10 protein-coding genes are annotated in these 10,633 nt (G+C 70.8%); 7 read left to right on the top strand and 3 right to left on the bottom strand.

The window, feature by feature from the left end; genetic code table 11:
* Nucleotides 1-129 precede the first annotated feature (129 nt).
* On the bottom strand, nucleotides 130-804 hold the full coding sequence (locus E6P78_RS31990; RefSeq protein WP_136207130.1) for a FadR/GntR family transcriptional regulator: 675 nt from the start codon (nucleotides 802-804) through the stop codon (nucleotides 130-132).
* A 115-nt stretch (nucleotides 805-919) separates the two neighbouring features.
* Between E6P78_RS31990 and E6P78_RS31985 the strand changes: the two genes are divergently transcribed.
* The 4 genes from E6P78_RS31985 to E6P78_RS31975 all read left to right on the top strand — a co-directional run bounded on the left by E6P78_RS31985 (nucleotide 920) and on the right by E6P78_RS31975 (nucleotide 3,308).
* Nucleotides 920-2,224, top strand: a complete 1,305-nt coding sequence (locus E6P78_RS31985; RefSeq protein WP_136207129.1) for a CynX/NimT family MFS transporter — start codon at nucleotides 920-922, stop codon at nucleotides 2,222-2,224.
* A 26-nt stretch (nucleotides 2,225-2,250) separates the two neighbouring features.
* A complete protein-coding gene (locus E6P78_RS33965) occupies nucleotides 2,251-2,361 on the top strand; it encodes an SGM_5486 family transporter-associated protein (protein ID WP_276607244.1) in 111 nt (36 codons plus the stop codon).
* A 146-nt stretch (nucleotides 2,362-2,507) separates the two neighbouring features.
* Nucleotides 2,508-2,714 (top strand): hypothetical protein, encoded by a 207-nt coding sequence (locus E6P78_RS31980; RefSeq protein ID WP_136207128.1) that lies wholly within the window; start codon nucleotides 2,508-2,510, stop codon nucleotides 2,712-2,714.
* A gap of 75 nt (nucleotides 2,715-2,789) precedes the next feature.
* A complete protein-coding gene (locus E6P78_RS31975; RefSeq protein WP_136207127.1) occupies nucleotides 2,790-3,308 on the top strand; it encodes a histidine phosphatase family protein in 519 nt (172 codons plus the stop codon).
* An 86-nt stretch (nucleotides 3,309-3,394) separates the two neighbouring features.
* On the opposite strand, the gene serB is transcribed toward E6P78_RS31975, so the two are convergent.
* Nucleotides 3,395-4,651, bottom strand: coding sequence for a phosphoserine phosphatase SerB (gene serB, locus E6P78_RS31970; RefSeq protein ID WP_136207126.1), 1,257 nt, complete (start codon nucleotides 4,649-4,651; stop codon nucleotides 3,395-3,397).
* Between the two features lie 228 nt (nucleotides 4,652-4,879).
* Between serB and E6P78_RS31965 the strand changes: the two genes are divergently transcribed.
* Entirely contained in the window at nucleotides 4,880-7,393 is a 2,514-nt protein-coding gene (locus E6P78_RS31965; RefSeq protein ID WP_136207125.1) for an FHA domain-containing protein, read from the top strand.
* 87 nt (nucleotides 7,394-7,480) lie between these two features.
* On the opposite strand, the gene E6P78_RS31960 is transcribed toward E6P78_RS31965, so the two are convergent.
* Nucleotides 7,481-8,239, bottom strand: coding sequence for a transglycosylase SLT domain-containing protein (locus E6P78_RS31960; RefSeq protein WP_136207124.1), 759 nt, complete (start codon nucleotides 8,237-8,239; stop codon nucleotides 7,481-7,483).
* A gap of 433 nt (nucleotides 8,240-8,672) precedes the next feature.
* On the opposite strand from E6P78_RS31960, the gene E6P78_RS31955 reads away from it, so the two are divergent.
* Together E6P78_RS31955 and E6P78_RS31950 are read left to right on the top strand one after the other, a co-directional pair.
* The gene (locus E6P78_RS31955) at nucleotides 8,673-9,818 is read left to right on the top strand and encodes a GAF domain-containing sensor histidine kinase (RefSeq protein ID WP_136207123.1); all 1,146 of its coding nucleotides are present in this window, start codon (nucleotides 8,673-8,675) and stop codon (nucleotides 9,816-9,818) included.
* The gene (locus E6P78_RS31950) at nucleotides 9,811-10,455 is read left to right on the top strand and encodes a response regulator transcription factor (protein WP_136207122.1); all 645 of its coding nucleotides are present in this window, start codon (nucleotides 9,811-9,813) and stop codon (nucleotides 10,453-10,455) included. The genes E6P78_RS31955 and E6P78_RS31950 overlap by 8 nt, the downstream gene beginning before the upstream one ends.
* The last annotated feature ends 178 nt before the right edge of the window (nucleotides 10,456-10,633 follow it).

The raw sequence follows: 10,633 nt of genomic DNA, 5'->3' as shown, positions 1-10,633 counted from the left end.
GGCACTGGCCCCAGCCCACCCGAGACCCCGCCGACACAGTCACCGTTGCACCGCACTACAAGACTGCGCCGATCAGCCCACCGGCCAAGGCACCGCGCACTCAGCACCACTAAGTCACTGGTATTGGGTCTAGACTCGGTCCGCCAGGCAGGCCAGCGCGTGGCTCGCGGCCTCCGCCGCCGCCGTCTCCGCGTCACCCGCGCGAATCGCCTCGACCAGCCGCCCGTGGTCCATCGGGGTCTCCGGCTGGAGCTCGCGGCCGACGTCGACCCGCAGGTAGTCCCGCAGCAGATCACCCAGATCGGCGTACAGGCCGGTCAGCACGTCGTTGTGGGAGGCGGCGACCACGGCCAGGTGGAGCGTCGCGTCGGCGGCCACGAACCCCTCGGCGTCACCCGCCGCCCAGGTCTCCTCCCGACGCCGCATGAGCGCGTCCAGCTGATGCAGATCGCGCTCGGTACGCCGGACGGCGGCCAGCCGCGCCGCCGACGACTCCAGCGTCGAGCGCAGCTCCGCGACGTGGCGCGGGTCGGCGGAGGCGAACCGGCGGTGCATCACCCCGGCCAGCTCGCTGGTGGCCACCACATACGTGCCCGAGCCCTGCCGGATGTCGAGCAGGCCGTTGTGCGCGAGCGCGCGCACCGCCTCGCGGACGGTGTTACGGGCCACCCCCAGCTGCTCGACCAGTTCGGGCTCGGTCGGGATGCGCGCACCCACGGGCCACTCGCCCGTGGTGATCTGGTTCCTCAGCTGGGCAATCACCTGGTCGGCGAGTGCCGAACGCCGCGGGGAGGTCAGCGTCATGGTGCTCCTTGGTCGGGCCCGGAGGGTGGGTGTCTCCCGCGCCCCGGGGTGCCGCATCTTCTCAGGGAATCAGAGGAATGGACAAGTAATCATCCCATGATTCTATGATGGCCTCATGCCTGACGACGAAACCCCTCCCGAGACCGTGACCGGGACGACTTTGCGCCCCGCCACCCCGGCAGCCTCCCGCGCCGGTGCCCCCGCCCCGCGGACCGGCCCCTCGCCGTGGAGCCTGCGCCTGGTCGCCATCGGGCTCGTCCTCACCGCGCTCAACCTCCGCCCCGCCATCACCAGCCTCGGCGCCCTCCTCGAAGAGGTACGGGACGGCCTGCACATGAGCGGCAGCGTCGCCGGTGTCCTCACCTCCGTACCGCCGCTGTGCTTCGCGGTCTTCGGCGTCATGGCCCCCCGGCTCGCCCGCCGCTTCGGACCGGGCGCGGTGGTCTGCGCGGGCATGGTCGCCATCACCGCGGGCCTGGTGCTCCGGCCCCTGATCGGCGGCACGGCCGGCTTCCTCGCCGCCAGCGCCCTGGCCCTCATGGGCATCGCCGTCAGCAACGTCCTGATGCCGGTCATCGTCAAGCGCTGGTTCCCCGACCGGGTCGGCTCCATGACCGGGCTCTACTCCATGGCCCTGGCCCTCGGCACCTCGCTCGCCGCCGCCGTGACCGTGCCCCTGACCGACGCCATGGGCGGCAGCTGGAAGGCCGGCCTCGGCATCTGGGCGGTGCTGGCGGCCGCCGCGATCCTGCCCTGGCTCCCGCTCGTACGGAACCGGGCCGCCCAGGGGCCGCAGCCGGCCCAGGGGCAGTCCGCGGCCCAGCAGCCGCAGGCCCCCACCCTCCGGATCACCCGCAGCCGCACCGCCTGGGCCCTCGCCTGCTTCTTCGGCCTCCAGGCCACCGCCGCCTACATCACCATGGGCTGGATGCCCCAGATCTTCCGCGACGCCGGGGTCTCCGCGGGCACGGCGGGCGTCCTGCTCGCGCTCACCATGGCCATGGGCGTCCCGCTCGCCTTCGTGATCCCGCGCGTCGCCGCCCGGATGAAGCACCAGGGCCCGATCGTCGTCGTCCTCGGCGCCTGCGGCCTCACCGGCTACGCGGGCCTCTACCTGGCCCCCTCCGGCGGCGCCTGGGCCTGGGCGCTGCTCCTGGGCATCTCCAACTGCGCCTTCCCGCTCGCCCTCACCATGATCGGCATGCGGGCCCGCAGCGGCGCCGGAGTGGTCCGGCTGTCCGCGTTCGCCCAGTCCACCGGCTACCTGATCTCGATCCCGGGACCGCTCCTGGTCGGCGTCCTCTACCAGCACAGCGGCGGCTGGGGACTGCCCATCGCGCTGATGGCGGCCCTCATGGTGCCGCAGATGGCCGCCGGCATCCTCGCCGGCCGGGACCGGACGATCGAGGACGAATCCTGAGATGCGAGACTGGGGCCATGTCACCTGTGCTCGATCCGAATCCCCAGAACGGTCAGAAGAAGCTGCTCCTCGTTCTCGGGGCGATGCTGCTGATCACGGTCGTCGTCGGCGTCATCGCCTCCATCGCCTCCCCGTGACGCCCGGCCGATGACGATGGTGGGGCCAGCACCACCCTCCCCTAGGGGGCCAGGGTCAGGGTGAAGTGGGTGGGTCACCGGATGGGAGCGGCGCCCTGGCGTCCGTAGGTTCTGGGTATCAGAACCGACCACCCACGGAGGCGGACATGCCGGCCCGTACGGACACCCGGTCCACCCACCCGGATGCGAACAGCGTCGACGTCCGGCTGCCCTGGTGGGCCGTCGCGCTGCCCGCCGTCGCGTTCGGCGCGCTGCTGCTCCTGATCGCCGGACCGGGCCAGGCGCACGCCGCCACCGGCGACTCGGCGACCGGCCAACTGCTCAAGCGAATCGTGGAGCTGCTGGTCCGCTGACGCCCGGCGCCGGGGGCTGGAGGAAGACTCCAACACCCTGCGCCAGCTGGCACATTTCATGCGAAGCTGAGATGTATGAGCGCCGATACATCTCGCAGGATCGTCCTTCTCAGGCATGCCAAGGCGGAATGGTCGCAGGAGTCCGACCACGAGCGGCCCCTCGCCGAGCGCGGCCGCACGGACGCCCCCGTCGCGGGCCGCAAACTCGCCGATTCGGGAATCGTCTTCGATCTGGCCCTCTGCTCGACCGCCGTCCGAACGCGTGAGACGTGGAAGCTGGCCGTGCACGAGATGCCGCAGCGCCCGAAGACCGCGTACGAGGAGCGGATCTACGAGGCCTCGCTCGGCGAGCTGATCGCTCTGGTCAACGAGACCCCGGACGACGTCACCAACCTGCTGGTCGTCGGCCACAACCCCGGCATGCACGCGCTCGCCGACGCCCTCTCCGGCAGCAGCGAGGGCGACGCGCTCGGCCGCCTGGCCCGCGGCGGCTTCCCGACCGCGGCCTTCGCCGTCGTGGAGTTCTCCGGCCCCTGGAAGAGCGTGGAGCACGGCGTCGGCCGGCTCACCGATTACTGGACCCCCAACGACTGACCCGCCACGCGTACGCACAGGGCCCCGGCGCACACCGCAAGGTGCGCACCGGGGCCCTGTCCATGCTTCCGGCGGGGGACCGAGGCCTACTCGACCAGACCGTCGGCCGCCTCGACCTCCTCGCGGGTGATGCCGAGCAGATACAGCACGGTGTCCAGGAACGGCACGTTCACCGCCGTGTGCGCGGCCTCGCGGACCACCGGCTTGGCGTTGAAGGCGACCCCGAGCCCCGCCGTGTTCAGCATGTCCAGGTCATTGGCCCCGTCGCCGACCGCCACCGTCTGCGCCAGCGGCACCCCCGCCTCGGAGGCGAAGCGCCGCAGCAGCCGGGCCTTGCCCGCCCGGTCGACGATGTCCCCGGTCACCCGGCCCGTGAGCTTCCCGTCGACCACCTCCAGCGTGTTGGCAGAGGCGAAGTCGAGCCCGAGGCGCTCCTTCAGATCGTCGGTCACCTGCGTGAACCCGCCCGAGACCACGCCCACTTGGTAGCCGAGCCGCTTCAGCGTACGGATCAGCGTCCGGGCCCCCGGCGTCAGCCGCACCTCGGAGCGGACCTTGTCCACCACCGACACGTCGAGCCCCGCCAGCAGCGCCACCCGGGCGTGCAGCGACTGCTCGAAGTCCAGCTCGCCCCGCATCGCCCGCTCGGTCACCTCGGCGACCTCGGCCTCGCACCCGGCGTGCGCCGCGAAGAGCTCGATGACCTCGTCCTGGATCAGCGTCGAGTCGACGTCCATCACCACCAGCCGCTGCGCCCGGCGGCTCAGCCCGGCCGAGACGACCGCCACGTCCACGCCGATGCCCGCGGCCTCCGGCGCCAGCGCGGTGCGCAGCTCCTCGGTCCCCGTACCGGACACCGCGAACTCGACCGCGGTGACCGGATACTTCGCCAGCCGGAAGATGCGGTCGATGTTCCCGCCGGTCGAGGTGATCCGGGCCGCTATGGCGGCGGTCGACTCCGCGGTCAGCGGGTGCCCGAGCACCGTGACATGGGAACGCCCGTAACCACGCGGCCGGTTGTCGCCCGTACCCGAGATGATCTCGGCCTGGAGCTTCAGCGAATCGGCCCAGCTGTGCACGGTGGCCCGCAGGTCGCCCTCGGTGGTCCCGCCCGCGGTGGGGGCGGTGACCAGCGCGCACAGGACGATGCGGCCACGCGTGACGACCTGCTCGATGTCCACGACATCGACCGAGTACGCGGCGAGGGTGTCGAAGAGGCCCGCGGTGATCCCGGGCCGGTCCTTCCCGAAGATCTTCACGAGAAGGGTCGGAACGTCCGGTCCCTGCCGTGACACGGGAGACTCAGGAGACGGGGAGGACTCAAGGGGCTGCGATGCGCTCATGGTGCCTCCCACCGTATCGGTCGGCGCGCCACCCCCGGCACCCCGTCCCGAGTGCCGGACAGCGCGCCCGGCACGTACCGGTCCGTCCCTTCGGCCACGCCGCGCAGGTCTCGGTGAGGTCACCCTGCGCCGCCCGGCTTTCGTACGGGGGACCGGTCCTGGAATAGTTCCCCACGATGTTCAGCATCCCTAGACTCCCTGCAACGGGGGTAACACGGGGGACAACTAGTGGGGCGCGGAGTGCCGGAACTCGTACTGGAATTGAATGGCAGGACCTGGACGCTCGATCCGTCCAGGTCGTACACCCTGGGACGTGATCCGCAGGGCGACATGACGATCGACGACGCCAGAGTGTCGTGGCGGCACGCCACGATCAGCTGGAACGGCCGCAGTTGGTTCATCGAGGACCACGGCAGCACCAACGGTACCTACGTGCACGGCCGGCGCATCCAGCAGGTGGAGCTCGCGGCCGGCTCCACCGTGAACCTGGGCAACGCCACCGACGGGCCCCGGCTCGGCTTCAGCGGCGCGGACGTGTACAGCGGGCAGGCCGCCGCGGGCGCCGCCGCGCCCGCCCAGCCGCAGCAGGCCCCGCCGGCCCAGCCGCAGCAGGCCTGGCAGCAGCCCCAGCCCCAGCCCCAGCAGCCCCACGTGCCGCAGCAGCAGGGCATGGCACCGGGCCCGCCCGGCCCCGGCCCCGGCGGCCCCGCGGGGACGGCACCGCTGTACGGGGACCGCAGCCCGACCACGTTCCACCAGCTGGCCCTCGACCGGGTGATGCGGATCGGCCGTGCGCTGGACAACGAGCTGGTCGTCTCCGACCTCCAGGTCTCCCGGCACCACGCCGAATTCCACGCGACCCCGGACGGCCGCTTCGAGATCCGCGACCTCGGATCGCACAACGGCACGTACGTCAACGGCCAGCCGCTCTCCAAGTCCGGCTCGGCGCTCATCGGCCCGAACGACATCGTCGGCGTCGGCCACTCGACGTTCCGGCTCGTCGGCGACCGGCTGGAAGAGTTCGTCGACACCGGTGAGGTCTCCTTCGCGGCCCGCCACCTCACGGTGACGGTCGACGGCGGCAAGCAGATCCTCAAGGACGTCTCGTTCGGCGTCCCGGAGAAGTCGCTGATCGGGGTCATCGGCCCGTCCGGCTCGGGGAAGTCCACCCTGCTCAAGGCGCTCACCGGCTACCGGCCCGCCAACCAGGGCGACGTCCTCTACGACAACCGGAACCTCTACAAGCAGTTCGCCGAGCTGCGCCAGCGCATCGGGCTGGTCCCGCAGGACGACATCCTGCACAAGGAACTGACCGTCACCCGCGCCCTCAAGTACGCGGCCAAGCTCCGCTTCCCCGCGGACACCACCGAGGCCGAGCGCCAGTCCCGTATCCATGAAGTCCTCGCCGAGCTCAAGCTCGACGTCCACAAGGACAAGAAGGTCACCTCGCTCTCCGGCGGCCAGCGCAAGCGCGTCTCCGTGGCGCTGGAGCTGCTCACCAAGCCGTCGCTGATCTTCCTGGACGAGCCGACCTCCGGCCTCGACCCGGGCATGGACCGCGACGTCATGCAACTGCTGCGCGGCCTGGCCGACGACGGCCGCACCGTCCTCGTCGTCACGCACTCGGTGGCCGAGCTGGCCATCTGCGACAAGCTCCTGGTGATGGCGCCGGGAGGTGCCGTGGCCTACTTCGGCCCGCCGGACGAGGCGCTGAACTTCTTCGGCTACACCAGCTGGGCCGACGTCTTCTCGGCGTTCGAGAACTACCGAGACTACGACTGGGCGGGCCGCTGGCGCGGTTCGCAGCACTACCAGATGTACGCCGCCGACATCGACGCCGTCGCCGTGCAGTCCGTGCACATGCCGCCGCCGCAGCAGATGCGCCCGCCGAAGCCGCAGGGCTGGGGGACACAGCTGTGGACGCTGATGCGCCGCTACCTCTCGGTGATCGCCTCCGACAAGGGCTTCATGGGCCTGATGGTGATCCTGCCGGCGGTGCTCGGCGTCGTCAGCGTGGTCATCCCGTCGGACTACGGCCTCGCCCCGCCCAGGCCGCCGCACAAGTTCAACAGCGACGCCGGAACGATCATGCTGATCCTGGTGATCGGCATGACCTTCTCGGCCGCGGCCAACTCCGTACGCGAACTGATCAAGGAACGCGTCATCTACGAACGGGAACGGGCCACCGGCCTCTCCCGCTCCGCCTACCTGATGTCCAAGGTCATCGTCCTCGGTGTGATCACCGCGATCCAGGGCGTCATCATCTGCGGCATCGGCTTCGCCACCCGCGACCTGCCGGCCGAGGGCCTGATCATGCCGCCGGCCGTCGAGATCTGCCTGACGATCATCGCGCTCGGCTTCACCTCGATGATGTTCGGCCTGGTCATCTCCTCGCTGGTGAAGACCTCAGAGAAGACCATGCCACTGCTGGTCATGTTCGCGATCGTCCAGGTCGTCTTCACCGGCATCCTCTTCCAGGTGTACGGATCGCCCGGCCTGGAGCAGTTCGCCTGGCTGATGCCGTCCCGCTGGGCCATCGCGGGCGCCGGCACGACGCTCGACCTCGCCCACCTCATGCCGCCGTGGGACCAGAACAACCCCACGGACCTGGACCCGCTGTGGGAGCACACGGCCGGCCAGTGGGGGATCAACATCGCGGTGCTGCTGTTCCTCGGCGTCATCTGCGGCTTCGCGGTCGCGCGGTTGCTGCGCCGCCACGAGCCCGAGGTCATGCGCAAGTAGGCCGAGCCGTACGCACGCCGAAGGGCGGCACCCCGCACGGGGTGCCGCCCTTCGGCGTCGTGCTGTCGGCGTACGGATCGCTGCGGATCAGTACGCGCTGTTGACGTTGTCGATCGAGCCGTACTTGTCGGCGGCGTAGTTGGCCGACGCGGTGATGTTGGCGACCGGGTCGTACTGGGTGTGCGGGGTGCCGGCGACGTGGTAGTAGTCGAACGTCGGCTTGATGATCTGGAGCAGACCGATCGACGGCACACCGTTGATCGCGTTGATGTCCCAGTCGTTGATGGCGTTCGGGTTGCCGCTGGACTCACGGATGATGTTGCGGTGCAGGCCCTCGTAGGTGCCCGGGATGCCCTTGGCCTTCATGATGGACAGGGATTCCTTGATCCAGCCGTCCAGGTTGTTGGCGAAGAGGTGCGTACGGGCGGACGAGCGGCCGGCGGCCTGGTGGCCGCGCGAGGCGGCGGCCTTGCGGGCCTTGGCCTTGGCGTGCGCCTTGGCCTTCGCCTTCTTCAGCTTGGCCTTCTTGGCCTTCGCCTCGGCCTTCTCCTTCACCGCGGCGGCCTTCTTGGCCTTGGCGGCGTCGGCGGCCTTGACCAGCTTCTCGGCGGTCGAGTGCTGCTCGATGACGCTGTCCTGGATGGTCTTCGCCTGCTTGGAGCCGGCGGAGTCGAAGATCACCGGAGCGGCGGAGAGTGCCTGGGGCTCGGTCTCGGTCTCGGCGGCGTGACCGGGCACCAGGGACAAGGAGAGTGCAGCGGCGGCGACGGCGGAGACGCCGGCGGCGGAGAGCTTCTGGGTCTTGTTCAGGCGGCGGAGACGGCCGGTGATGCGGGACGCGGACATACAGGCTTACCTCTTCGAATTCGCGGGGGTCCTCACGGAGGACGAAGACGGGAGCGACTACGCATCTCCGTCGGGGACGAGAGCAATTCTTAGCTGCCGCAAAATGCCGTGGCAAAGGTGTGACGTACGAAGCCGGGTAGTGGATTACGAGGCCGTTCGCTGGGTTCCATCCCAGGTCATCACCACCCAAATCACCCTTTTCGCTCCACTAGGCAGCTTCGTAAGTGACCTGGGCCCTATGCGCGGCCTCACATCGGGCGGGTAACGAAATCACCAGGTGTTGCGTCAGCAATGCGGAATGTGACGTTCCGAACCGGTCCGGCGGACGGTGGCACGCGGCCCCGCCCCGGGCCGCTGGACCTAGTCCTCCCGCCCCGGCCAGGGCCGCCCGCAGCCCGATACGGGGGGCCGGGCCCGCCGGTACGGTGAGGCCATGAGCCATCGCCCACCGTCGGGCCTCGCAGCCGTGAGCGCCGCGCTGCTCGCCATGAGCCGCCACCTGGAGGTACGGGACGTCCTGAAGACGATCGTCGCCTCGGCCCGGGAGCTCCTGGACGCCGAATACGCCGCCCTCGGGGTCCCCGACGACCACGGCGGCTTCGCCCAGTTCGTCGTCGACGGCGTCAGCGACGAACAGTGGAAGGCCATCGGCCCACTGCCCCGGCAGCACGGCATCCTCGCCGCGATGCTCCACGGGGCGAAGCCCGAACGGCTGGCCGACGTACGCAAGGACCCGCGCTTCGAGGGCTGGCCCAGCGCCCACCCCGACATGTCCGACTTCCTCGGCCTGCCCGTCCGGGACGGCGACGAGACCATCGGCGCGCTCTTCCTCGCCAACAAGAGGTGCCCCAAGCCCGAAGGCAGCTGCGGCTTCACCGCCGAGGACGAGGAACTGCTGTCGACCCTCGCCCAGCACGCCGCGATCGCCCTCACCAACGCCCGGCTCTACGAGCGCAGCCGCGAGCTCACCATCGCCGAGGAGCGCTCCCGCCTCGCCCACGAGCTCCACGACGCGGTCAGCCAGAAGCTCTTCTCCCTCCGCCTCACCGCCCAGGCCGCCGCCACCCTGGTCGACCGCGACCCGGCCCGCGCCAAGGGCGAGCTCCAGCAGGTCGCCGCCCTGGCCGCCGAGGCCGTGGACGAGCTGCGCGCCGCCGTCGTCGAGCTGCGCCCGGCCGGCCTGGACGAGGACGGCCTCGTCGCCACCCTCCGCACCCAGATCCAGGTCCTGGACCGGGCCCACACCGCCCGGGTCACCTTCACCGGCGCCGGCGTACGGGCCCTGCCCGCCACCCAGGAGGAGGCGCTGCTGCGGGTCTCCCAGGAGGCCCTGCACAACGCCCTGCGCCACTCCGGCGCCGCACACGTCGACGTCACCCTCGCCCGCCGCGACGGCACCACCGTGCTGCGGATCACCGACGACGGCCAGGGCTTCGAACCCGCCGCCACCCGCCAGGCGGGACGGCACCTGGGCCTGGTATCCATGCGTGACCGGGCGAGCGGCGTCGGCGGCCGGCTCACCGTCGAGTCCGAGCCCGGCAAGGGCACCACGATCGAGATGGAGATACCCGGTGGCTGACAGGATCATCAGGGTGCTGCTGGTGGACGACCACCAGGTGGTCCGCCGCGGTCTGCGCACGTTCCTGGAGGTCCAGGACGACATCGAGGTGGTCGGCGAGGCGTCCGACGGCGCGGAGGGCGTGGCCAGGACCGAGGAGCTGCGGCCCGACGTGGTGCTGATGGACATCAAGATGCCCGGCACCGACGGCATCGAGGCCCTGCGCCGGCTCCGCGAGCTGGACAACCCGGCCAAGGTGCTGATCGTCACCAGCTTCACCGAACAGCGCACGGTCGTCCCCGCCCTGCGCGCCGGCGCCTCCGGCTACGTGTACAAGGACGTCGACCCCGACGCACTGGCCGGCGCCATCCGCTCGGTGCACGCCGGACACGTCCTGCTCCAGCCCGAGGTGGCCGGGGCGCTGCTGGCCCAGGACGAGCCGGGCTCGGGCTCCGGCCGGGGGAGCACCCTCACCGAACGGGAGCGGGAGGTCCTGGGCCTGATCGCCGACGGCCGGTCCAACCGGGAGATCGCGCGGGCCCTGGTCCTGTCCGAGAAGACCGTCAAGACCCACGTCTCGAACATCCTGATGAAGCTGGACCTCTCGGACCGCACCCAGGCGGCCCTGTGGGCCGTCCGCCACGGAGCAGCGGGCTGACCGGCCCGCTGTACGCGGCAGCCGGGAACCCGCTGCTCTGCACCCGGACGGCCTAGAAGGCCGCTGAAAATCTTGTTGGGGGGCTGTCCGGCCGCAGGCCGGACGGCCCCTTTTCGCTATGCGGTGGCGGGGATGAGGTGCCAGGTGTTGTCGGTTCGGGTGAGGCCGAGGTGGATCA

Origin of the sequence: Streptomyces sp. A0958 (assembly GCF_004795035.1) — a bacterium.
Lineage (GTDB): Bacteria > Actinomycetota > Actinomycetes > Streptomycetales > Streptomycetaceae > Streptomyces.
Note: the sequence above shows the minus strand (reverse complement) of the source record. Positions and strands in the feature narration are given on the sequence as shown.